The organism is Idiomarina xiamenensis 10-D-4 (assembly GCF_000299895.1).
Classification (GTDB): Bacteria; Pseudomonadota; Gammaproteobacteria; order Enterobacterales; family Alteromonadaceae; genus Idiomarina; species Idiomarina xiamenensis.
Genome location: NZ_AMRG01000021.1, coordinates 1 through 21,965, shown reverse-complemented (window position 1 = coordinate 21,965; position 21,965 = coordinate 1). Strand labels below are relative to the sequence as shown.

24 protein-coding genes and 1 tRNA gene are annotated in these 21,965 nt (G+C 50.1%); 13 read left to right on the top strand and 12 right to left on the bottom strand.

Annotated elements, in window-relative coordinates:
• From A10D4_RS12570 to A10D4_RS12560, 3 genes are all read right to left on the bottom strand, one after another.
• On the bottom strand, positions 1 to 214 hold a 214-nt coding region (locus tag A10D4_RS12570; RefSeq protein ID WP_008489949.1), incomplete at its 3' end, for an acyl-CoA thioesterase domain-containing protein.
• Positions 215 to 316: 102 nt separating this feature from the next.
• Positions 317 to 1,513, bottom strand: a complete 1,197-nt coding sequence (locus tag A10D4_RS12565) for a bifunctional alpha/beta hydrolase/OsmC family protein (RefSeq protein WP_008489946.1) — start codon at positions 1,511 to 1,513, stop codon at positions 317 to 319.
• A gap of 183 nt (positions 1,514 to 1,696) precedes the next feature.
• Positions 1,697 to 1,788: transfer RNA gene (locus tag A10D4_RS12560), tRNA-Ser, on the bottom strand.
• 349 nt (positions 1,789 to 2,137) lie between these two features.
• Between A10D4_RS12560 and A10D4_RS12555 the strand changes: the two genes are divergently transcribed.
• The 5 genes from A10D4_RS12555 (at position 2,138) to A10D4_RS12535 (ending at position 4,299) form a co-directional block, all read left to right on the top strand.
• Positions 2,138 to 2,806: a Bax inhibitor-1/YccA family protein gene (locus A10D4_RS12555; RefSeq protein WP_008489944.1), complete on the top strand. Its 669-nt coding sequence runs from the start codon at positions 2,138 to 2,140 to the stop codon at positions 2,804 to 2,806.
• Between the two features lie 107 nt (positions 2,807 to 2,913).
• Positions 2,914 to 3,270, top strand: a complete 357-nt coding sequence (locus A10D4_RS12550; protein ID WP_008489943.1) for a DsrE/DsrF/TusD sulfur relay family protein — start codon at positions 2,914 to 2,916, stop codon at positions 3,268 to 3,270.
• A 24-nt stretch (positions 3,271 to 3,294) separates the two neighbouring features.
• Positions 3,295 to 3,654 (top strand): DsrE family protein, encoded by a 360-nt coding sequence (locus tag A10D4_RS12545; RefSeq protein ID WP_008489942.1) that lies wholly within the window; start codon positions 3,295 to 3,297, stop codon positions 3,652 to 3,654.
• Positions 3,655 to 3,692: 38 nt separating this feature from the next.
• Complete coding sequence (locus tag A10D4_RS12540) at positions 3,693 to 3,962, top strand: DsrH/TusB family sulfur metabolism protein (RefSeq protein WP_008489941.1); 270 nt, start codon at positions 3,693 to 3,695, stop codon at positions 3,960 to 3,962.
• Between the two features lie 7 nt (positions 3,963 to 3,969).
• Positions 3,970 to 4,299: a TusE/DsrC/DsvC family sulfur relay protein gene (locus A10D4_RS12535; RefSeq protein WP_008489940.1), complete on the top strand. Its 330-nt coding sequence runs from the start codon at positions 3,970 to 3,972 to the stop codon at positions 4,297 to 4,299.
• Positions 4,300 to 4,336: 37 nt separating this feature from the next.
• On the opposite strand, the gene serS is transcribed toward A10D4_RS12535, so the two are convergent.
• The 6 genes from serS to lrp form a co-directional block, all read right to left on the bottom strand.
• Positions 4,337 to 5,629 carry a serine--tRNA ligase gene (serS, locus tag A10D4_RS12530; protein WP_008489939.1) on the bottom strand — a complete coding sequence of 431 codons (1,293 nt, stop codon included), beginning with the start codon at positions 5,627 to 5,629 and terminating at the stop codon, positions 4,337 to 4,339.
• Positions 5,630 to 5,648: 19 nt separating this feature from the next.
• On the bottom strand, positions 5,649 to 6,026 hold the full coding sequence (gene crcB / locus A10D4_RS12525; protein WP_008489938.1) for a fluoride efflux transporter CrcB: 378 nt from the start codon (positions 6,024 to 6,026) through the stop codon (positions 5,649 to 5,651).
• The gene (locus tag A10D4_RS12520; protein ID WP_008489937.1) at positions 6,019 to 7,362 is read right to left on the bottom strand and encodes a replication-associated recombination protein A; all 1,344 of its coding nucleotides are present in this window, start codon (positions 7,360 to 7,362) and stop codon (positions 6,019 to 6,021) included. Before A10D4_RS12520 ends, crcB begins: the two co-directional genes overlap by 8 nt.
• A gap of 43 nt (positions 7,363 to 7,405) precedes the next feature.
• The gene (lolA, locus tag A10D4_RS12515) at positions 7,406 to 8,071 is read right to left on the bottom strand and encodes an outer membrane lipoprotein periplasmic chaperone LolA (protein ID WP_008489935.1); all 666 of its coding nucleotides are present in this window, start codon (positions 8,069 to 8,071) and stop codon (positions 7,406 to 7,408) included.
• Positions 8,071 to 10,680 carry a DNA translocase FtsK gene (locus tag A10D4_RS12510; RefSeq protein ID WP_008489933.1) on the bottom strand — a complete coding sequence of 870 codons (2,610 nt, stop codon included), beginning with the start codon at positions 10,678 to 10,680 and terminating at the stop codon, positions 8,071 to 8,073. Before A10D4_RS12510 ends, lolA begins: the two co-directional genes overlap by 1 nt.
• 92 nt (positions 10,681 to 10,772) lie before the next feature.
• Positions 10,773 to 11,264: a leucine-responsive transcriptional regulator Lrp gene (lrp, locus tag A10D4_RS12505; RefSeq protein ID WP_008489932.1), complete on the bottom strand. Its 492-nt coding sequence runs from the start codon at positions 11,262 to 11,264 to the stop codon at positions 10,773 to 10,775.
• Between the two features lie 177 nt (positions 11,265 to 11,441).
• Here lrp and ald point away from each other — a divergent pair, with 177 nt between their 5' ends.
• From ald to infA, 5 genes are all read left to right on the top strand, one after another.
• Complete coding sequence (ald, locus tag A10D4_RS12500) at positions 11,442 to 12,566, top strand: alanine dehydrogenase (RefSeq protein ID WP_008489931.1); 1,125 nt, start codon at positions 11,442 to 11,444, stop codon at positions 12,564 to 12,566.
• A 182-nt stretch (positions 12,567 to 12,748) separates the two neighbouring features.
• On the top strand, positions 12,749 to 13,705 hold the full coding sequence (gene trxB, locus A10D4_RS12495) for a thioredoxin-disulfide reductase (protein ID WP_008489930.1): 957 nt from the start codon (positions 12,749 to 12,751) through the stop codon (positions 13,703 to 13,705).
• A gap of 23 nt (positions 13,706 to 13,728) precedes the next feature.
• The gene (gene aat / locus A10D4_RS12490; protein WP_008489929.1) at positions 13,729 to 14,445 is read left to right on the top strand and encodes a leucyl/phenylalanyl-tRNA--protein transferase; all 717 of its coding nucleotides are present in this window, start codon (positions 13,729 to 13,731) and stop codon (positions 14,443 to 14,445) included.
• Positions 14,442 to 15,161, top strand: a complete 720-nt coding sequence (locus tag A10D4_RS12485) for an arginyltransferase (protein ID WP_008489928.1) — start codon at positions 14,442 to 14,444, stop codon at positions 15,159 to 15,161. Before aat ends, A10D4_RS12485 begins: the two co-directional genes overlap by 4 nt.
• Positions 15,162 to 15,247: 86 nt before the next feature.
• On the top strand, positions 15,248 to 15,466 hold the full coding sequence (gene infA / locus A10D4_RS12480; RefSeq protein WP_008489926.1) for a translation initiation factor IF-1: 219 nt from the start codon (positions 15,248 to 15,250) through the stop codon (positions 15,464 to 15,466).
• Between the two features lie 111 nt (positions 15,467 to 15,577).
• Here the strand turns inward: infA and clpA are convergent, their stop codons facing one another.
• Together clpA and clpS are read right to left on the bottom strand one after the other, a co-directional pair.
• Positions 15,578 to 17,848 carry an ATP-dependent Clp protease ATP-binding subunit ClpA gene (gene clpA, locus A10D4_RS12475; protein ID WP_008489925.1) on the bottom strand — a complete coding sequence of 757 codons (2,271 nt, stop codon included), beginning with the start codon at positions 17,846 to 17,848 and terminating at the stop codon, positions 15,578 to 15,580.
• A gap of 40 nt (positions 17,849 to 17,888) precedes the next feature.
• Entirely contained in the window at positions 17,889 to 18,197 is a 309-nt protein-coding gene (gene clpS / locus A10D4_RS12470) for an ATP-dependent Clp protease adapter ClpS (protein WP_008489924.1), read from the bottom strand.
• A 227-nt stretch (positions 18,198 to 18,424) separates the two neighbouring features.
• On the opposite strand from clpS, the gene cspD reads away from it, so the two are divergent.
• Positions 18,425 to 18,643, top strand: a complete 219-nt coding sequence (gene cspD / locus A10D4_RS12465; protein ID WP_008489923.1) for a cold shock domain-containing protein CspD — start codon at positions 18,425 to 18,427, stop codon at positions 18,641 to 18,643.
• A gap of 106 nt (positions 18,644 to 18,749) precedes the next feature.
• Here the strand turns inward: cspD and yejK are convergent, their stop codons facing one another.
• Positions 18,750 to 19,841 carry a nucleoid-associated protein YejK gene (yejK, locus tag A10D4_RS12460; protein WP_237738551.1) on the bottom strand — a complete coding sequence of 364 codons (1,092 nt, stop codon included), beginning with the start codon at positions 19,839 to 19,841 and terminating at the stop codon, positions 18,750 to 18,752.
• Positions 19,842 to 19,909: 68 nt separating this feature from the next.
• Between yejK and A10D4_RS12455 the strand changes: the two genes are divergently transcribed.
• Positions 19,910 to 20,131, top strand: a complete 222-nt coding sequence (locus A10D4_RS12455; RefSeq protein ID WP_008489921.1) for a YejL family protein — start codon at positions 19,910 to 19,912, stop codon at positions 20,129 to 20,131.
• Between the two features lie 48 nt (positions 20,132 to 20,179).
• Complete coding sequence (locus A10D4_RS12450; protein WP_008489919.1) at positions 20,180 to 21,817, top strand: DUF3413 domain-containing protein; 1,638 nt, start codon at positions 20,180 to 20,182, stop codon at positions 21,815 to 21,817.
• The last annotated feature ends 148 nt before the right edge of the window (positions 21,818 to 21,965 follow it).

Here is a 21,965-nt window from a genome sequence, read left to right as displayed (position 1 = left end):
CTACTGCCGGAGCCACAAATGATACCGATAGCGAGCGTAATGCTTGTTGCGCAGCCACGGCGCGACGTAAATGTTCGATGACGACGGCCACGGTCAAGCCACCAAATAGCGCTCGACCCTGACCCCAACCGCTAGGCAGTTGCAACTGCTGTTCATCCTCGGCTGCGGTTAACTGATGTAAGACTTGTTCTAGACTGGGGGCTAACTTGGTCACTACAGAATCATCCTATCCATGCTCGGTATGTGCTGTCAGTATAAAACAAATCAGGCAGCCGACGAAGCCCGACAATACGACAACAGTGTTACAGATTGTTGACTAGTCAACCTGAGTCGGTCGGCTCAGCAACTCGGTATTGATTGCCAACTGCCCTGTCAGAGTCCGATGTACTGGGCATTTATTGGCGATCTCCAGCAATCGTTGACGCTGGTCATCGGTTAAGGCGCCGCGCAATTCAATTTGTCGTTTTATCTGTTGACTACCATCATCATTGCGCTGATGGCTTAATTCGACGTTAACATGATCTAGCGGCAACTGCTTATGCCGAGCATACATACGCAAGGTCATCGCGGTACAGGCGCCTAACCCCGCCAACAAGTGTTCATAAGGACTGGGGCCAAGATTCTGCCCACCCTCGGCCTGCGGTTCATCGGCTAACCAAACATGACTAAAACCAACCACGGTTTGGGTAAACTTATGGTCTTTTTCTTCAACCCGAAGCAGCGCTTGCTGTTGCTCTGGTGCCTGTTGCAGCAATTGTAATGGCGACGGTAGATATTTTGAGGCCCAACCGGCAATGGCATTGGCGGCGTATTCGGCGTCCTCGCGCTGGGTTAATAAATGGTCGGCCTTATCCAAGCTTATAAAGCTTTTAGGATGCTTTGCCCAATCGTAAATCTTCTCGGCTTCGCTGATAGGAACCGTTTGGTCAAACGGCGAATGCATCACCAACAACGCTTTCCCACCCAGCTGAAAACGCTGTCCGCTGTGCTGCTCGATATCGTCTAAAAACTGCTTTTTTATGGTAAAGCGGCGCGGGCCTAACATGACTTGCGCCTTACCCTCAGTCTTTATGTCGTGTAACGACGCTGAAAACTGTTCCACCACATGTTCAACGGTGGCTGGCGCGGCAATCGTGACCACTGCCTTTACCGATTGCAGCCGTTTTGCAATCGATAGCACCGCTGCGCCGCCCAGGCTATGCCCCAATAACAACGCTGGCGCTTGCGCATGCTGCTCAAGCCAATCTGCGGCGGCCAACAAATCCTGTAGGTTAGAAGAAAAGTTGGTATTAGAGAAATCACCATCGCTATTACCTAATCCGGTAAAGTCAAAGCGCATCACCGCAAAACCAAGCTCGACGAGCTTGCGCGAAATGCGGGTGGCAGCAGCAATGTCTTTACCACAAGTAAAACAGTGTGCAAACAGCGCGTACGCTTTGGGCGCACTGGCGGGTCGTTCTAATAACCCAGCGAGTTGTTGGCCTTGACTGTCAAAGGTGATTTTCTCTCGCATAACGGCAATATCCTGTTAGCACCGGAGTGCGGTTGATGATGGAACAACAATGAATAACCGTTAAGACTATAGCAAAGTTTTCGCAGTTGGCTGGTAACTGAGGCGAGGATAAGTTTTATGCAGATATTGATTTTAGGACAATAACGAAAAAGGGCCCGAGTTAAACTCGAGCCCTAAAAATAGTGGCGGAGAGAGAGGGATTCGAACCCCCGGTGGGTGTGAACCCACGCCTGATTTCAAGTCAGGTGCATTCAACCGAGCTCTGCCATCTCTCCGCTGCCGTGCCTTGACGACGGGGTGAATATTAATGACCCTGTTCGGGCTTGTAAAGCAAAAAATGAAAAGAAATGTTCGTTTGTCGGTAATTTAGCCAATCTGGTGAAATCTCCGACAACATTTGCGGTCAAAGCTTAATATGGCGCCACATCGTTTACGGATAATTCGCCGATGGTAAGTCTGATCAGCATAAAATTTATTGAAAACATTGCTTACTCCCCCCATATTTGCGGTAGGATAAGCGTTAAGACAGTATCGCCATGAGTATTGTAGGCGCGTTGTCAGCGCAACCGTTAACGAACTAATGACAATATTGTTTTTCACTTTGTACTATTAATGGAGAAAAGTATGAGTAACCAAAGCCAGATATACGCCTCGCAAAGCGGGTCGGTGCTTCAGGTTAACAAAGTCCTTCGTAACACTTACACACTGTTAGCCATGACCTTGGCCTTCAGTGCCATTGTGGCCACCGTTGCCGCAGCAGTTAATGCGCCACCGGTACATTGGGCGTTTATGTTAATCGGTTTTTACGGTTTATTGTTCTTGGTACACAAAACCGCTAACTCAAGCGCAGGCATTATTTCGGTGTTCGCGCTAACCGGCTTTATGGGATATACCTTGGGGCCGATTTTAGGCATGCTGGTCGGTGCTGGCGCGGGTGAATTAGTGGCGATGGCATTAGGTGGCACGGCACTGATTTTCTTTGCCCTGTCTGGCTATGTATTGACCACCAAAAAAGATATGTCTTTTATGGGTGGCATGCTGACCGCGGGTATGGTGGTGTTGTTAGTTGCCGTAGTGGCTAACTTGTTCTTGCAAGTACCGGCCTTAGGCCTAGCTATTAGCGCCTTGTTCATGCTGTTCTCGTCGGCGTTGATCATGTATCAAACCAGCGAAATCATTCATGGCGGTGAACGCAACTATATCTTGGCGACGGTGACCTTATTCGTCTCGCTGTATAACATCTTCATCAGCTTATTGAATCTGTTGATGGCGTTCGCAGGCGGCGACGACTAAACCCCACTAACGCCGATAAAACTTACAAACGCCCCGCTCTGTCGGGGCGTTTTTGTAGCTGTCGTGATATACTGCAAACATCCATTAACGAGTATCGAGTCAGCAGCATGGCGACCATTACCTTATTGCTACAAGCGGCACCACACCAGTCTTATCGTAGCGCTCAAGCATTACGTTATGCAAAAGCTGCGCACGCCGCTGGACATCAGATTTTACAGGTATTTTTTTATGGCGACGGCGTGTTTCATGCGCATAGTCAACGCCAGCCGGTGGCAAGCGCTCAAGCCGACGATATCGTTAGCGCCTGGCAACAGTGGTCCGCGGCCAGTCAAGTGCCGTTACAGGTTTGTGAGACACTGCTGGAAGACTTTGGTGTCGATGGAAAAGTCGCCGGTTTTAGCGCACACGGCTTACTCAGTTTTGCCGAAGCGGCCAGTCGCAGCGACCGCTGTATTCAGTTTTAACTCGCCGCCATAGAGAACGTCCCGATGAGCACATATAGCCCTGTCATCGTACAAACCCAAGCGCCGGCTCAGCCAGCTGCTCGCTATGGCTTAGATATGACACTGATGTTTTGCAGCTTAGATCAAGCGCCGCAGTTAGTGCTATTGAATGACGCGGTACTGCAACTTAGCGACAACGTACAATTGTCGACGTTAGCAAAACCGTCATTAGCAAAAAAATATCGCTTGTTAGCATTGTATGAAGCGAAAGCGCCGATTGTCGACGCCGATGCGCTGACACGGCTGGGCATGACGGCTGCCGATTTAGCGCTTGAGGTGGTGATTTGGCCACCTCAGCAAATCGCTAATTGGTTAGCACAACAGTCGACCCTACTTAAGTTTTAAAGCTGGCTTTTGCGGCTCCGAAAAAGGTTGTAACAACGATGGCTACACTACATTATTTGCGCGATAAGCGACTCAATCATTGGCTACAAGAGCATGCCGAGTTATTGCAGCATGACGATGTGTTGTTGCTCGGTGAAAGCGCGCTCTTGCATCATGCCGATGCGATGGCGGTGCAACAGCCGGTATATGCGCTGCAACACGAAGTCGAAGCGCTCGGCTTGCAACTACAACACTTATCCGACATACGCTTGCTCAGCGATGCGCAATGGGTAGAATTAACCCTCAACCACACACCCTTAACTTGGTAAGATGTTCATGTTGCATGTGGATGGGCGTGATTACGCCACCGATAAACACGAGTATTTAGCAAACTTTGACGATTGGAACGAAGCGTTGGCAGAACACATTGCGACGCTGGAAAATATCGAGCTGACAGCGGCGCATTGGGAAGTGGTGTTGTTTGTCCGGCAGTTTTATCAAGAATTTGATACCAGCCCGGCCATGCGCGTGTTGGTAAAAGCCGTTAAACAACGTTTAGGTGAAGATAAAGGCAACAGTCGCTATTTGTACCAGCTGTTTCCAAAAGGCCCGGCTAAGCAAGCCACACGTATTGCCGGTTTGCCCAAGCCAGCCAAGTGTATATAAATCACCACGGACGCATAGCGCGCCCGTGGCATTACCATTATACCGGTTTCAGTACGCTCAACCCACCCATATAAGGCTGCAATACCTCAGGAATAATGACGCTGCCATCGGCTTGTTGATAGTTCTCCAAAATCGCCACCAAGGTACGTCCAACCGCTAAACCGGAACCATTTAAGGTATGCAACAATTCAGGTTTTTTCGCTCCCTGACGACGGAAACGGGCTTGCATACGACGAGCTTGGAAGTCACGCATATTACTGCACGAGCTGATTTCTCGGTAGGCATCCTGAGCCGGCAACCAAACCTCTAAATCATAAGTCTTAGCGGCGCCAAAGCCCATATCACCGGTGCATAGCAACATCTTGCGATACGGTAGTTCTAGCAATTGCAGTACTTTTTCGGCGTGACTGGTTAATTGTTCTAAGGCGTCATCAGACTGTTCCGGCTTGACCAACCAGACTAACTCGACTTTATCAAACTGATGCTGTCGGATCAGGCCCCGCGTGTCACGACCGTGCGAGCCCGCCTCGCTGCGGAAACACGGCGTGTGTGCGGCATATTGCAAAGGTAGCTGGGCTTCGTCGGCAATCTCATCGCGCCAAAGGTTGGTTAGCGGCACTTCGGCAGTCGGGATCAATGATAACGGCACTTGTTGCTCGGTCTCGCCACGCACATGGAATAAATCGGCGCCAAATTTCGGCAGTTGCCCGGTACCATAGAGCGTATCGTGATTGACTAAATACGGCACGTAGGTTTCTTGATAACCGTGCTGCTCAGTATGTAAGTTCAACATAAATTGCGTTAAGGCACGGTGTAAACGTGCCACGCCACCCTGCATCACCACAAATCTGGCACCAGTCAGCTTAGCCGCGCGCTCAAAATCAAGTCCGGCTAAGCCCTCGGCGACCGCTACGTGGTCACGAACCGGAAACGCATAATGCTGTGGTTCGCCCCAACGGCTGATTTCTTGGTTGTCGTTCTCGTCGTTACCCTGCGGTACTTGTTGATCAGGTAAGTTAGGCACACCAGCAATGATATCGTGCAGTTCAACTTGTAACGCTTTTAACTGTTCTTTCGCCTGTTCCAGTTGGTCACCTAAATCGGCAACCGCGGCCAGTAAGGGTTGAATATCTTCGCCCGACGCTTTCGCTTTACCGATAGCCTTGGAGCGACTGTTACGCTCAGCTTGCAATGACTCGGTTTTAACTTGTAGCGCTTTACGGCGACTTTCCAGCGCCTCTAAGCTCGCTACATCCAACGTATAACCGCGGCTTTGTAATCGTTCAGCGGCTTCCGCGATATCGGTACGAAAATATTTAGCGTCTAACATGAGTTCCCTATTAACAGCCCTATTTCACCGCCGTTGGTACTAACCAAAAAGCTAGCAATACGGCGACTAAACAACAGAAAAAATTAAGCCCGGCGTGCAACAATGCCTTGCCCCACGCGCCGGCTTGCATCAAGGTGACCACTTCGACCGAAAAAGTCGAGAAGGTGGTGAAGGCCCCCAGCAACCCTACCCCCAACAGCAAACGCCAATGTTCAGCGATAATTTGCTGCTGATGTACGGCCATCAGTAAGCCCAAACAAAATGAGCCCACTATGTTAACCAGCAATGTCGCAAAAGGAAATGTTTTCAACAGATTGGGGCCAAAGCCGAGCACCACTGCATGACGCATCAATGCGCCTAGCGCGCCACCGACGGCCACCCATAACCAACTAGTCATCGTCACCTCGCTGCCAATCGCTGGCCTCATCTAATTGTCGTAACCATGCCAGCTTGTCGGCTAACTTCGTCTCTAAACCTCGCTGGTTGGGTTGATAGAAGACTTGTTCGGCTATTGCGCTGGGTAAGTAGCGTTCACCGGCGACATAAGCGTTTGGGTAGTTATGTGCGTAACGGTAATCGTCGCCAAAACCCTGCTGCTGATGCACTGTGGTTGGCGCGTTACGTAAATGATTCGGCACCGGGTGTGCTTTATCTTGTTCGGCCAATGCTCGAGCAGCCTTAAAGGCGTTGTAAACGGCATTACTTTTAGCGGCACTGGCACAATAGATGGAGGCTTGCGCTATGGCTCTCTCGCCCTCCGCAGGCCCCACCCGATGATAGGTATCCCAAGCGTTTAAGGCTAACTGCAGCGCGCGCGGATCGGCGTTGCCAATATCTTCTGAGGCGATCGCTAGCAGCCTTCTGGCGACCACCAAGGCATCGCCGCCACCGGCCAAAATACGGCAGTACCAATATAAAGCGCCATCCGGTGAGGAGCCGCGTACCGATTTGTGAAACGCCGACAGTAAATCGTAATAATGGTCGCCCTGTTTATCGAAGCGGGTTTGCTTAGCACCAATGGCGTTACGCAGTAATTCCAAGCTAATGTCGTGGCTATCAGACTCGACAAAGTCACTGGCTACTTCGAGGTAGTTCAACAAGCGTCGTGCATCGCCATCGGCAGCCATCAATAAATAGTCGACAGCGGCCTCGCTGATACTTAGCTGTCGCGCGCCCAAACCACGATCGTTATCGCTTAGCGCTTGTTGCAGCACGATACGTAAGTCATCGTCGGTCAAGTTTTGCAGTCGGTAAACCCGCGCTCGTGATAACAACGCATTGTTGAGTTCAAAACCGGGGTTTTCGGTGGTTGCACCAATGAACACGATGGTACCGTCTTCGATAAACGGCAAAAACGCGTCTTGTTGACTCTTATTAAAACGGTGTACTTCATCGACAAACAACAGCGTACGGCGACCGTGTTGTTGGGCGCGCTGCTTAGCTTCATCAACCGCTAAACGAATATCTTTCACACCCGAGGTGATGGCGCTTAAACGTTGTAAACTGGCGTCGGCTTTGCTGGCGATCAGTTCCGCTAGCGTGGTCTTGCCGGTACCCGGTGGTCCCCATAGGATCATCGAATGTAATTGGCCGCGTTCTAGCGCCACGCGCAACGGTTTATCGGCACCCAGCAAGTGTTGCTGACCGACATACTGGGCGATGGTTTGCGGCCGCATACGCGCCGCTAAAGGCGCGAAATCCGGTGAAAAATCAAATCCTAAGCTATTATTCATGAGTGACTAAAGTCAGCGATGTTATAAACAGTACAGGAATGGCTTATTGCGGACGTTGGTCGTCAATCGCCACGCCCTCAGGCACGCTAAATTGAAACTGTTCGGCGGCGATAGGCTGGTTAATCACCACGCTAGCCAATTTAATGTCGGTCACTTGGCCTTGTGCATCGGTCACCTGCAAGCGCGATAAACGCTGTTGGCTATCAAAACTCAACGCTAATTGCTGCTGTTGTTGCTCGGTGGCGGTAATGACGAACCCGGTTTCGCTACGCTCGACTTGATACTGTTGCCAGCGCTCGGTATTGGCGTCTAATAAGATCAATAATGGGCTTTGTTCAACCGCATCTTGTTGTGGATAGACCGTCACCTGTTCGACGAATGGGTTGTAGTACCACACCGCTTCGCCGTCGGCAATCATCAGGGTTTCGTCTGGCGCATCGGTTTGCCAGCGCAAATAGTGTGGGCGCGCTAACGACAACACACCGTTCAGCTGTTGCACTACCTCACCGTCAGCGTCGCTGACTAACTGAGTAAAATTGGCACTCAAAGTATCAATTTCTGCCAGCCGCTGTTGTAATTGCTGCTTAGCTTGCATGCTCTCTGACTGTTCACTGACCGGTAGCGCTGCTGCCGTTGGCACGGTCGCCACGGCTAAACCACTAACCATTAAGCAGGCCGCTAATGTACTTTTTGCACGGTTGTTCATCATTAATCCCTCGGCGGTTTTGGCGCTAACACGTCGCGCTGACCATTATGCCCGGCGCTGCTGACCACGCCACTCATTTCCATTTGTTCGACAATCCGTGCCGCACGGTTATAACCGATGCGGAACTTACGTTGTACACTGGATACGGACACGCGCTGAGTTTCGGTCACAAAAGCCACCGCCTCGTCGTATAACGGGTCTGCCTCAGCTTCATCCATTTCCTGTTGCTCACCTGGCAGCAGGTTATCTTCACCCATATCACCGCTAAGGATTTCATCCAAATAGTTAGGACGGCCACGTTTTTTCCAGTCAGCAACCACAGCGTGTACTTCATGGTCGTCAACAAAAGCGCCATGCACACGTACAGGCGCGCCGCTGCCCGGCGGTAAATAAAGCATATCACCCTGCCCCAATAACTGATCCGCGCCAGGCTGATCAAGGATGGTGCGCGAGTCGACTTTTGACGACACCTGAAACGCCATACGGGTGGGGATATTGGCTTTAATTAAGCCAGTAATGACATCGACCGACGGCCGCTGCGTCGCCAAAATTAAATGAATTCCGGCAGCCCGGGCTTTTTGCGCGATACGCGCAATCAGTTCTTCTACTTTCTTACCGACAATCATCATCATGTCGGCAAATTCATCGATGACGACGACGATGCTGGGCAGCTTTTCTAACTCGGGCGGTAATTCATCCATGGAGTCACCCGGCTTCCAAATCGGGTCACGCAGCGGTTCACCCGCCTCACGTGCGTCTACCACCTTAGCGTTGTAACCTTTCAAGTTACGCACACCCAGCGCCGACATCAGCTTATAACGGCGTTCCATTTCACCCACACACCAACGCAGCGCATTCGCCGCATCTTTCATATCGGTGACCACCTCGGTTAACAGATGAGGAATGCCCTCATAAACCGACAGTTCTAGCATTTTCGGGTCGATCATGATCAACCGCACATCTTCCGGCGTCGACTTATACAGTAAGCTCAAGATCATGACGTTGATGCCCACCGACTTACCCGAGCCGGTGGTACCGGCCACCAATAAATGCGGCATTTTTGCCAAATCGGCGACCACCGGCGAACCAGAAATGCCTTTACCCAGCACCATGGTCAGTGGACTGCCACTTTTCTGAAAAACATCGGCGGCAATAACGTCGCTTAGCTGCACAATTTCACGGTGTTTATTGGGGATCTCCAAGCCCACATAGGACTTACCTGGGATCACCTCGACCACACGTACAGCAACGGCTGACAAGGTCCGTGCAATATCTTTCGCTAAATTAGAAATTTTAGAGACTTTCACGCCGGGCGCTAAATCCAGCTCAAAGCGTGTTACCACTGGACCGGGTTGCACATTAGCAACGGTCACGTCGACACCGAAGTCTTTCAACACGGTTTCGACGGTACGTGATACCCGATCTAACTCTTCTTGGGTGATCGGATTCTCTTTTTTATCGGGACGATCCAGCAATTCGATCGACGGTAATGGCGGTAATGGTTCGGTAACCGCCTGCACCTCGTGCTCGTCCTCGTCACGTTCGCTAGCTGTCGATTGCCGCGCCACCATCATCGCCGTTTTCGGAGTCGAGGCTTGCGCACTGTCACTATCGTTAGGCGCTTGCTGCCGCGCTTGTTTGCTAAAACGCGGTGGCGCCTCTTGCCCAGTATCTGAACCTTGAGCTTCATCTAACGCCGACATTGACGGTAAGCTCAAGCTCGGTTCCTGACGCTGGCCATCCGCGCTACTACTGGCGGCACCAAATAAGCTTTCGGTCAGCGCTTTATCGCTGTCATGGCTATCAATATCGGTTTCGTCGTTAACGCTGGTTGCGCTTTTTCCTCGGCCCAACAAACGGTCTCGCAGACGACGCTTAGCCACCTGCTCATGGCTATCGCCAGGTTCACTCTCGGTTTCATCGGTCGTCGTCTGTTGCGGCGCGCGACGCGGTCCAGCCTTATCGGCTACTACGGTTGTCGATTGTGTACCGGCGGTTTCAGTGACTAAGCTGTCATCATCGTCTTTCAAGCTGAAGCTGCGCGCGTAATTAACTAACCATAACGTGCCTTTGATGGTGTAATCGCCTAAGCGATCGGCTAACGCTACCCATGAAATACCGGAAACCAAAGTGATACCGGTTAAAAAGAAGGTCAGCAATAGCAAGGTCGTACCGATGAAATTGAAATAAGGCAATAAGGCGTGGGCTAATACATCCCCCACTACCCCGCCGGCAGAAAAATTAAATAAGTCTTGTACATTCAACGACGCCAGCGCGGTAGAACCAATCAGGGTCAATAAAATACCGATGAAACGTAACGCCACCGCCAAATAATCCAGCTCAAGTAAACGATGCGGCTGTCTAAATAACAGGTAGCCCATCAAGGCCAATGCAAAAGGAATGGCATAGGCAATGTAGCCCAGAGCAAACAACAACACGTCGGCGAACCACGCGCCGATGGCGCCGGCAGCATTATTAATAGGCCCCTGATAACCGGTTTGTGACCAGCTGGGATCGGCAGCATCAAAGCTAAACAACGCTAGCAGTAAAAATACCGCTAACGCACTGCACACAATGAGTCCGACTTCGAGTACGCGCTGAACGCCTGTCATAGCAACTTGCCTGTATCCTTCATGATATAAACGTCAATGTTGTAGGCTAACGACCTGATACTCACGCATTGTAACGCAAGCAAGGGCTAATGTTAGCCTTTGATCAACACTTTATTTTCTTGTTTTACCTCTTCCATGACCACATAAGTGCGTGATTCGTTCACCCCCGGCATCATTAATAGCGTTTCGCCGAGTAAGCGGCGATAAGCTGGCATGTCGGGAACGCGCGCTTTGATTAGAAAATCAAAATCACCGGCGACCAAGTGGCACTCCAGTATTTCGTCGGTTTTTCTCGCCGCTTCGCTAAATTCGGCAAACGCATCAGCCGAGGTACGGGTCAGCGTGATCTCGACGAACACCATCAAGTTAGCACCTAATTTAGCCGGATTAATGCGGGCATGATAGCTTTCGATAACCGCTTCACGTTCCAGCTTTTTGACTCGCTCAAGGCAGGCGGTTGCACTTAAACCAACGCGCCGCGCAAGTTCGACGTTACTAATGCGGCCATCGTCCTGCAATAAGCGCAGGATCTTCCTGTCGATTCTGTCAATAGTGATTTTGACGGGTTCTTCGGCATTAAACACAATAGTCACCACTAAAACAATCAATAGACAGAATATTACACTAAAACAGACCAGCAAAAAAGTACGAAACTCACCACCGGGTTAGTCTATAATTTGCGGCACAATTTTGTACGGTGGTGGTTATTAACCGACAACTGCTGTACCACACACTCTGTCTCACATGATTAAGGGCAAGCTATGCTGATTGGTGTACCTAAGGAAATCAAAAATCACGAATACCGTATCGGTTTAACGCCGGCAGCGGTTCGTGAGTACGTAGCAAATGGCCATCAAGTTATTGTCGAAAATAACGGTGGTGCTGCGATTGGTTTTACTAACGACCAGTATGAAGAAGCCGGTGCGCGTATTGTTGATAGCGCCGCCGAAATTTTTGCCACGGCCGATATGATTGTTAAGGTCAAAGAGCCGCAACCCGAAGAATGTAAGCAATTACGTGAAGGTCAAATCCTGTACACCTATTTGCACCTAGCCCCCGATCCTAAGCAAACTGAGTTGTTGGCGGAAGCGGGTGTAACAGCGATTGCTTACGAAACGGTGACCGACAATCGTGGTGGCTTACCGTTACTTGCACCGATGAGTGAAGTTGCGGGTCGTATGTCGGTACAGGCCGGCGCTCATTATTTAGAAAAAGCGCACGGCGGCAGCGGTACCTTGTTAGGTGGCGTACCGGGTGTCGAACCGGGTAAAGTACTGGTTATCGGTGGCGGTGTCGTGGGTATCAGCGCGGCTAAGATGGCGGTTGGCTTAGGTGCCGAAGTGACCATTTTAGATCGTTCTTTACCGCGCTTACGTGAACTAGACGATATTTTTGGTGGCCGTGTGAAGACCATCTACTCGACCGTTGACGCTATCGACAAATTCTCACAAGTCGCTGACTTGATTGTTGGTGCGGTACTGATTCCAGGCGCCGCAGCACCTAAATTACTGACCCGCGAACACATTAAGAACATGAAGCCAGGTTCGGTGCTGGTTGACGTTGCCATTGACCAAGGCGGCTGTTTTGCCACCTCAAAAGCGACTACCCACCAAGATCCGGTTTACGTGGTTGACGACGTAGTGCACTACTGTGTAGCTAACATGCCAGGTGGTGTTGCCCGTACCTCTACCATCGCGCTCAACAACGCCACCCTGCCATACGGCATTGCGTTGGCCAATAAAGGCGTGAAAGCCATGTTAGACGATGCCAACCTGCGCAACGGTTTAAACATGCATCGTGGTAAAATCACTTATAAAGCCGTACATGACGACTTAGGCGAACAACTGGGTTTAGAGTACATCGATCCGGTCGCTGCACTAAGTTAAGCCGTGCGACTTGAACAGCAATAACGTTAACAGCAATCACAAAGCTCGCTTCGGCGAGCTTTTTTTATTCGGCGCTTGTCGCTGACGCTTGCAATTAATACAATCGACCCCATACCCTGTATACGCTAATGACCTTGCTACGCTGGTGAGGTCGTCTTGATAAGAATTGGAGAAGTCATCACATGGCAGATGCGAAGCATTGCAAACTTTTGATCTTGGGCTCAGGCCCTGCTGGCTATACCGCCGCCGTTTACGCCGCTCGCGCTAATTTAGCGCCAGTGATGGTGACCGGGATGCAGCAAGGTGGTCAGTTAACCACCACCACCGAAGTCGAAAACTGGCCGGGTGATGCCGAGGGGTTAACTGGCCCTGATTTGATGGTGCGCATGCAACAACATGCCGAACGCTTTAATACCGAAATCATTTTTGACCATATTAATACCGTCGACTTTAACCAACGCCCGTTCCGGTTAAAAGGTGATAGTGCTGAATACACCGCCGACGCGGTCATTATTGCCACCGGTGCCTCGGCTAAATATTTAGGTCTGCCTTCAGAAGAAGCTTTTCAGGGTCGCGGTGTTTCGGCTTGCGCTACTTGTGACGGCTTTTTCTACCGTAATCAAAAAGTCTGTGTGGTTGGCGGTGGTAATACCGCGGTTGAAGAAGCGCTGTATCTATCCAATATCGCTAGCGAAGTCCATGTGATTCATCGCCGCGACAGCTTCCGCGCAGAAAAGATTTTAGTTGATCGTTTACGCGATAAAGCCGAAAACGGTAACGTCGTTTTACATGTCGACCAAACCTTAGACGAAGTATTGGGCGACGACAGTGGCGTCACTGGCGTGCGCATTAAGAGCACCAAAGACGGTAGCACCAGCGAGCTGGATGTTGCTGGCTGTTTTATTGCCATTGGCCACCAGCCCAACACCGGCATTTTTGATGGTCAATTAGAGATGAACGACGGCTACATTCGGGTACAAAGTGGGCTTGCCGGCAACGCTACCGCAACCAGCGTACCGGGCGTATTTGCTGCCGGTGACGTCATGGATCATATTTACCGTCAAGCGATCACCTCGGCCGGTAGCGGTTGTATGGCGGCACTGGATGCCGAACGCTATCTTGACGCGTTGACCAAGTAACTTGGAGAAGTGACAGCGCAGCGGTGATTATTCAGCTACCCGCCAACGACTTTACCTTTCCGCCGCCAGCCAGCGCGTTGCGCGAGCCTAATGGCTTACTGGCGGTGGGTGGGGATTTACGTCCACAGCGTTTAATCGCCGCTTATGAGCAAGGCATTTTTCCGTGGTTCGGCGAACAAGATCCGATTTTATGGTGGAGTCCTGATCCGCGCGCGGTATTTGACCCAGCGCAAATACACGCCAGCCGCAGTTTGCGTAAGCAGATCCGCCAAAGCCATTATCGTTGCACCATTAATCATGCTTTTAGCGAGGTTATCAATGCCTGCGCCGAAGTACGAGCGGCGGCCGAAGGCACTTGGATAAACGCCAATATCATCGAAGCTTTTTGCGCCTTACATAGTCTTGGCTATGCCCACTCCGTCGAAATCTGGGATGACACAGCGCTAGTCGGTGGCTTGTATGGTGTCAGTATCGGTAGCTTATTTTGTGGTGAAAGTATGTTTCACCGCCGTGATGATGCATCAAAAATGGCGTTAACCAGTTTCGCCGCGCACTTTCTGACGCACGGTGGTCGTTTGATCGATTGCCAAATAGAAAACCCACATTTGCTCAGTTTGGGGGCTTCGCAGATGCCACGGCAACGTTTTTTACAGATCTTACACATAGCCCGTCACGAAAAACTTGATCACGGTATGTGGCTGCCACAATCAATCGCACTAACCTGCTATGGCTTATCATGAAAGCTGGTCTAACCCCTGCTAAGCCCTGCAATTATCTGCCAACTCAACAAGAGCGGCTGCTGGCAATTATTCCTGAGGCCACGCAGCCATTTAATGCCAATGTGTATGAAGCATTATTGGCACGCGGGTTTCGCCGTAGTCATAACGACATCTATCGCCCCCACTGCGATAGTTGCCGGGCGTGTGAATCATTGCGGGTATTAGCCAAAGATTATTCATTTAGTCGCAACCAAAAACGCGTGCTAGCGAAGAATCGCGATCTGACATTACAGATCAGCAGCCAAGCCGACACCGAAATGACCGACTTATTTTGTCGTTTTATTGAGTTACGCCATCGCGATGGCGCCATGTACCCACCCGACCCCGAGCAGTTTTGGCAGTGGGTCAGTTGCGATTGGCTGACGCCGTTATTGCTGTGCTGGTATGACAGCGCCGATAAGCTAGTGGCAGTGGCTGCCACCGACCGCTTAGCACAGTCGCTGTCGGCTATGTACACCTTCTACGATCCCGAAGCAGAAGCACGCTCACTGGGGGCTTTTGCTATCTTGCAACAATTACAGTTAGCACAACGCTGGCAGTTAGAGCACTTATATTTAGGCTATCAAATCGATGCCTGTCAAAAGATGAACTATAAAGCCAGGTTTACACCACATGAGCGGTTTGATGGTGAGCGCTGGCAATTGTACGTAAAAACCGCTAAAATCACGCCTGCTTAAGTGTTGCCCTAGCAGTTATTAGCGCTTGATAGCGCTTAATGCAGGTCACATTAACCGAATAAAAAACCGCGATCACGAGGATTTGAATGGCGAAAGAAGATAGCATTGAAATGCAGGGAACGGTACTAGACACCCTGCCCAACACGATGTTCCGCGTTGAACTGGAGAATGGTCACGTGGTGACAGCGCATATTTCAGGCAAAATGCGTAAACACTATATTCGTATTTTGACTGGCGACACTGTAACCGTACAGTTAACTCCTTACGACCTGACCAAAGGCCGCATCGTTTTCCGTGCTCGCTAATTCTGTGTCCCGCAATCACGCTCTAGCGCGATTGATTAGCTTAAAAAAAACCCGGCTCGGCCGGGTTTTTTGTGTTTATTACTGAGTCACACTAAGCGCTCAGCCATCGTTTTAAGACTCCACGGCTTCGTTGGTGTTGTCATAGCTAAATTGTAGCTCACCTTCATCGTCACAACTGACCTTCACGCTCCCCCCATTAGCCAAATGACCAAATAGGATTTCATTCGCCAGCGGTTTCTTCAAATGCTCCTGAATGATACGTGCCATTGGCCGCGCGCCCATTTGTTTGTCATAACCATGCTTAGCGAGCCAATCATGGGCGGCTTGATCCAATTGCAGCGACACGCCTTTTTTATCCAGCTGCGCCTGTAATTCACAGATGAACTTATCGACCACTTGGCTAATCACCGCAGGATCTAGGTGGTTGAACCAGACAATACCGTCTAAGCGGTTACGGAACTCAGGCGTAAATACCTGATTAATTTCCGCCATGGCATCGTGGCTATGGTCTTGCTGTTGAAAACCAATCGATTTACGAATAGTTTCGCGCACACCAGCGTTGGTGGTCATCACTATCACCACATTACGGAAATCCGCTTTACGCCCGTTATTATCGGTTAAGGTGCCGTTGTCCATAACCTGCAGCAGGATATTAAAAATATCAGGATGTGCTTTTTCCAGCTCGTCTAACAGCAACACACAGTGTGGGTTCTTGATCACCGCGTCGGTTAACAAGCCACCTTGGTCAAAACCGACGTAGCCCGGAGGCGCACCAATTAAGCGGCTAACGGTATGCCGCTCCATGTACTCAGACATATCAAAACGCAGTAACTCAATGCCCATCGCTTTGGCAAGTTGCTGTGTGACCTCGGTTTTACCAACTCCAGTAGGACCGGCAAATAAAAACGAGGCGATCGGCTTTTGCTCGTTTGCCAAACCGGAACGCGATAACCGAATCGCTGCGGTCAGCTTGTCGATAGCTTCATCTTGACCAAACACCACCATTTTCAGGTTACGGTCTAACTGTTTTAACAGCTCTTGGTCAGAGCGTGACACCGATTGCTCGGGGATACGCGCGATTTTCGCGATGATGGCTTCGATATCGGCCACGCCCACGGTCTTTTTACGCCGCGATTGCGGCAATAAGCGTTGGCTGGCTCCAGCCTCGTCCAAGACGTCAATAGCTTTATCCGGCAAGTGCCGCTCATTGATATATTTAGCCGCAAGTTCGGCCGCTGCTTTTATTGCTGGCTGAGTATAGCGAATACCATGATGCGATTCGTAATGACTTTTCAGGCCTAATAAGATCTTCGTCGTATCTTCGACCGATGGCTCATTGACGTCGATTTTTTGGAAGCGGCGTACCAGCGCCCGATCCTTCTCGAAAATATTCTTATACTCATTATAAGTGGTCGACCCCATACATTTCAGTTCGCCACTAGATAACAGCGGTTTGAGCAAGTTAGAGGCATCTAACACGCCCCCACTGGCAGCACCGGCGCCGATGATGGTATGAATTTCGTCGATAAATAAAATTGCATGATCTTGCTGTTTAAGTTCTTTTAACAGCATCTTAAAGCGCTTTTCAAAGTCACCGCGATACTTAGTACCAGCTAACAATCCGCCCATATCTAACGAATAAATAGTGGCATCAGCAATCACATCCGGCACGTCTTTATTAACAATACGGTAGGCTAAGCCTTCGGCGATAGCGGTTTTGCCGACGCCCGCTTCACCCACCAGCAGCGGATTATTTTTGCGCCGACGACAAAGGATCTGCACACAACGTTCAAGCTCTAAATCACGGCCAATGAGCGGATCGATACGACCATCGCGGGCTTGCGCATTGAGGTTGCTACAAAAACGTTTCAGATAGCTTTGTTCTTCACTGTCCGATTCTTGCGCTTCGCTGGCCGGCTGTTCGATACCCTCTTCGCCCTCTTGTTCCATTTTCGAAATGCCGTGCGAAATAAAGTTCACCACGTCTAAGCGAGTAATATCATGTTTGTTCAGCAAGTACACCGCTTGCGATTCTTGTTCAGAAAAAATCGCGACCAACACGTTGGCACCGGTCACTTCGGCATTGCCCGACGACTGCACATGAAACACCGCGCGTTGTAATACTCGCTGAAACCCTAACGTGGGCTGGGTGTCGCCGTTTTCTTCTTCGGCTTCAAACTGCGGTGTACTGCGGTCAATATAACTGAGCAGTTCTTCTTTGAGCTGCGCAAAATCGGCGCCGCATGCGCGTAACGCTTCGGACGCATCGGGGTTATCCAATAGCGCCACCAATAAATGTTCAACCGTCATCAATTCGTGACGACGTTCCCGCGCCAAGCGAAAGGCATCATTTAGCGTCAATTCAAGCGCTTTGTTCAACATAGACCACTCCTCAACACCGCGTGTGGTTTTGTGTACCGGCTTAAGCTTGCTCCATCGTGCACAGCAACGGGTGCTGATTTTCGCGGGCATACTGATTCACTTGTACAACTTTGGTTTCGGCGATTTCTGCAGAGAAAACGCCGCAGACTGCACGTCCCTGATAATGCACGGCCAACATGGTATCGGTGGCGCGCTCTTGATCCATCTTAAAAAACTTCATTAATACCTCAATAACAAAATCCATTGGCGTATAGTCATCGTTATTGAGGATCACTTTGTACATCGAGGGAGGCTTTAACTCGTGTCGTTCTTCGACATCTCCCTGATGTTCATGTTCAAACTGACTCATCAGAATTAACCTACTATCACTATAGTCGTTCTTAAATAGATGCGCCTTTATAACATTTAACATAAAGAAGTTAAAAAAGCGTCGATTTTTTCGCACCCAGGCCTTGACTAATAGCTGATCTTTCCTACATTAGAAGATGGCGCTGGTGGGAACTTATTTCAAGTCTCCACGAGTGACTATCCTAACAATAAAAGATGACTACTTGTACAAAGGAAGGAAGTAGAAGTATGGCTACCGGTAAAGTCAAATGGTTCAACAACTCAAAAGGCTTCGGCTTTATTGAGAGTGAAGAACGCGAAGGCGATATTTTCGCCCATTATTCAACCATCGAAATGGAAGGGTATCGTACCCTTAAAGCAGGCCAATCAGTCGAATTCGAATTGCAAGAAGGGCCAAAAGGCTTACACGCAGCGAATATCGTGCCTGGGCAATGCGACAAAGCGTGACAACGTTTAAGCGTTGCGGCTAACGAAATTATTTCGTTACCCTTTGACCACGCTCACTTAACAACTCACAGCAAACGCCGACTTCTGTCGGCGTTTTTTTATGCTGTTAACTATCAATACCAAAGTAGCGTCGCAGTTGATCGCGCAGATTCGGTGGCGTACCAATTATTTTCAGCGTATCGGTTTGTGGATCATAATCCACCCGCGAACCTAACAAGGTTTGGTCAAAGCCAACGCTAACACCACCGCCCTGTCCCTGAAACTTGACCAAGCGCCGCAACGTGCCTTTATCGGCCGGAAACTCATCGTTGCTATCGGCAGCGTCGGTATCCGTCGCCGATTGCGTAAACTCTTGTCGGAAATCGGCAAAACTGGTAGCGGTTTGGTGCTGATTTTGTAATTGCTCAGACAGCTCTTTGACGCGTACTGGCTCGCCTTGTTGCCATTGCTCGTCACAATAACTGTAGACTTGCTGACGCACGTCACCCGCTTGCTCCTGTGGCAATTGTTGATCACGCACATAGGCCTGTACTTGATCGACCAATTGCTGGGTTTGCTGGCGGGCGTTGACGCGCTCAGTACAGCCCAAAAAATCGAGGAAAAAGTCGGACACTTTTCGCCCTGCGCGCCCCTTAATAAAAGAAATGTAGCTGGCATCCTGTGGGTGCGCCTGCCATTCGGTTAAATCAATACGCGCAGCCAACTGCACACGACTCAAATCGAGTTGCGACGAACGGTCCACCGATAAGTCGGCGGCAATGGTGACACCATCGCGAATCGGCAAGAAGCTCACTAACAAATATTCATTGGCGAGCTGTCGGTAATGACTCAACAGTAAAAAACCAGGCTGCAAAAAGCCGTACTTTTCAAGCTCGGTTTGCAGTAACCGTGCAGCATCTTGTGAAAATTGCACAAATTGCTCTGGGGCTGCCAACCATGTCGTCAATAACCGAGGAAACTCTGGTGCTTCGGCATCATCTTGCTCATCGACAAAGCTGGCGTAGCCTTTTGATGGCTTGGCGTTATAGCTATCGTTCAAGTCTTCCAGCAAGGTAACGACTTGGTCGTCACTACTCAACGGTTGACTGGCCAAGCGCAGACCAATTTGTTGTTGGTCATGATAAAACTGGTGAATAATGCTGTGATGTACTTGCAACTGCATGTTTTCGCTGTCCTCGGCGGTTGGCTGTGTTACCATAATCGACAATTGTAACACGGTAGCAGGCGCTTACGGCTACCCTAACAGCGGAAATTTGGTAAACCGATATGCCTATTGTATCGAAATACAATCAACAACAATTAGACCATTTGTTGGACGACATTTTGACCGTATTTGAGTCGCAACAGATCCCAGCCGAATTAGCGTTAATGGCGCTCGGCAACGCCGTCAGCAACGTCGTTGAACAAGGTTATCCGGAAGAAAAACGCGCCGCTGTCGCCAAGCAATTTTCCAATATCTTGCTACAATCGCTGGGTAATCATCATTAAATTGCCGTAAACGATCTTAATTCATTCGTATCAAGGACGCGGACAGGCATGGGAAAGTATCAACGCCGAGATAAAATGGCTCGTTTGATCAGTTGGGGCCACTGGTTTACCTTTACCAATATCCTCTTATGCCTGGCTTTAGGCACGCTATATTTAGACGCCGCTAACCCACCGCAAACGGTGCTAGGCACACTGTATTTAGTGGTCAGCTGGCTGGGCCATTTTGCTTTTTTGCCCTTCGTCTTTTTTATCGTGGTCATTTTTCCGTTTTGTCTGATACTACCTTACGCCAGAGTGTTACGTGGCATTGCTGCGGTTACCAGCTCTTTTGGCTTAATAGCGTTAGCCGCCGATGCGCTTTTTTATCGCCAATACGGCTATCACCTGAACAGTTACTCCATTGCCCAACTGGCGAAAGACGCCGAGCAGGCTTTTGCTGGCGGTAGCTTCGTCATTATTATCTCGACCTTATTGGTATTCTTACTCATTTTGGCGCTACAAATGGTGCTAGCCAACCTCACTTGGAAACGCTTAGGCGGCTTACAAGAACGTCGTATTGGCGCCCCCGTAACCGCCGTTTTTGTTTTATGTTTTTTCAGCAGTCATAGTATTCATATTTGGGCCGACGCCGCGTTATACGATCCGGTTACCCAACAAGACGACTTATTCCCGGTATTTTATCCGACAACGGCTAAAACCTTGATGGCCAAACACGGTTTGATCACGGTCGAAAATTATCAAGCGCGGCAGCAAGCCATCACCCAGCCCGAGAGTATCAATCTGGTTTATCCGCTTAGTCCATTGTTGTGCGCGAAAAACAATCAGCCACAATCGACCCTGTTGGTGGTGTTTGATCAACTCAGCACGCAGCAGCAACAACAACTGAACCAGCCATTGCAGGCGCTGGGTTTACAGCCGCAAGCGATTACCTTGTTGGGGCACCCAAGCCGTCGTGGCGGCGCATTTCAACTGCTATACGGTCTGCCCGATTTCTACCAGAGCAAAGTCGAGTCAGAGCAACAGCTGCCGGCTTATCAATCGCCGTTAGAAAACTTTAGCGTACAAGTGCGTCACTTAACCACTACTCAGTGGCCTGACGATGTCTTACCGAACCCGTTGCAGCCAGCCGCACAACCGCTCTCGCAACACCGTATTAATATTGACGGCGCGTTACAGTTTACCGTTATTTACGCCGCCGCCAGCGATGTCGAACAAGTGTTAGACGCCTTGCAACAAGCGCAAGCCGACCAACAGCGTGTACTGGTTACCAGTTTAAGCCCGCAACCCTCTGACGAACGCTTGGGTGCAGCGCGCTTTCATGTGCCCAGCATGCAAGTACCGTTGTGGAGTGAAGGCGTGGCGATTGCCGAGGGCCAATTAGCCGGTTTACAAGATATTGTACCAACGGCGCTCGCGGGCTTAATGTCCTGCGCCGAGGGTAGTAGCAATTATAGCAATGGCCGTAACTTACAGTTTGATAAAAGCAATCAACAGCTAGTCGAAAGCTACGCGCCTTATATTGTCATTTACGATAGCCAGCGTACTAGCGTGCTAGATGGCAACGGCCAGATCACCGTATTTGACCGTGCAGATGGCAACATCATAAGCGGTGCCGAGCCCCCCACGCCGGTGTTAATTAACGCCTTGCAGCAACTAAAACGCTTTAGTCGCAGCGAAAACGATTAAAATCGCCGCCAACTGCTGCTTTTTGCAGCAGTTGAACCAGCAAGCCCTTGCCAAACCGCTGAAAATCCGTAACATAGCGCTCACGGTCGGCGTGTGGCGCAGCTTGGTAGCGCACTGTCATGGGGTGTCAGGGGTCGCTGGTTCAAAT

Bases quoted from the DNA above. Each gene is read 5' to 3' on its own strand.
- A10D4_RS12450 (WP_008489919.1), top strand. From the start codon at position 20,180: ATGGGAAAGTATCAACGCCGAGATAAAATGGCTCGTTTGATCAGTTGG.
- A10D4_RS12540 (WP_008489941.1), top strand. From the start codon at position 3,693: ATGGCTACACTACATTATTTGCGCGATAAGCGACTCAATCATTGGCTA.
- cspD (WP_008489923.1), top strand. From the start codon at position 18,425: ATGGCTACCGGTAAAGTCAAATGGTTCAACAACTCAAAAGGCTTCGGC.
- A10D4_RS12485 (WP_008489928.1), top strand. From the start codon at position 14,442: ATGAAAGCTGGTCTAACCCCTGCTAAGCCCTGCAATTATCTGCCAACT.
- clpA (WP_008489925.1), bottom strand. From the start codon at position 17,848: ATGTTGAACAAAGCGCTTGAATTGACGCTAAATGATGCCTTTCGCTTG.
- A10D4_RS12555 (WP_008489944.1), top strand. From the start codon at position 2,138: ATGAGTAACCAAAGCCAGATATACGCCTCGCAAAGCGGGTCGGTGCTT.
- A10D4_RS12545 (WP_008489942.1), top strand. From the start codon at position 3,295: ATGAGCACATATAGCCCTGTCATCGTACAAACCCAAGCGCCGGCTCAG.
- infA (WP_008489926.1), top strand. From the start codon at position 15,248: ATGGCGAAAGAAGATAGCATTGAAATGCAGGGAACGGTACTAGACACC.
- trxB (WP_008489930.1), top strand. From the start codon at position 12,749: ATGGCAGATGCGAAGCATTGCAAACTTTTGATCTTGGGCTCAGGCCCT.
- A10D4_RS12535 (WP_008489940.1), top strand. From the start codon at position 3,970: ATGTTGCATGTGGATGGGCGTGATTACGCCACCGATAAACACGAGTAT.
- clpS (WP_008489924.1), bottom strand. From the start codon at position 18,197: ATGAGTCAGTTTGAACATGAACATCAGGGAGATGTCGAAGAACGACAC.
- A10D4_RS12520 (WP_008489937.1), bottom strand. From the start codon at position 7,362: ATGAATAATAGCTTAGGATTTGATTTTTCACCGGATTTCGCGCCTTTA.
- yejK (WP_237738551.1), bottom strand. From the start codon at position 19,841: ATGGTAACACAGCCAACCGCCGAGGACAGCGAAAACATGCAGTTGCAA.
- crcB (WP_008489938.1), bottom strand. From the start codon at position 6,026: ATGACTAGTTGGTTATGGGTGGCCGTCGGTGGCGCGCTAGGCGCATTG.
- A10D4_RS12510 (WP_008489933.1), bottom strand. From the start codon at position 10,680: ATGACAGGCGTTCAGCGCGTACTCGAAGTCGGACTCATTGTGTGCAGT.
- A10D4_RS12550 (WP_008489943.1), top strand. From the start codon at position 2,914: ATGGCGACCATTACCTTATTGCTACAAGCGGCACCACACCAGTCTTAT.
- ald (WP_008489931.1), top strand. From the start codon at position 11,442: ATGCTGATTGGTGTACCTAAGGAAATCAAAAATCACGAATACCGTATC.
- lolA (WP_008489935.1), bottom strand. From the start codon at position 8,071: ATGATGAACAACCGTGCAAAAAGTACATTAGCGGCCTGCTTAATGGTT.
- A10D4_RS12565 (WP_008489946.1), bottom strand. From the start codon at position 1,513: ATGCGAGAGAAAATCACCTTTGACAGTCAAGGCCAACAACTCGCTGGG.
- serS (WP_008489939.1), bottom strand. From the start codon at position 5,629: ATGTTAGACGCTAAATATTTTCGTACCGATATCGCGGAAGCCGCTGAA.
- A10D4_RS12455 (WP_008489921.1), top strand. From the start codon at position 19,910: ATGCCTATTGTATCGAAATACAATCAACAACAATTAGACCATTTGTTG.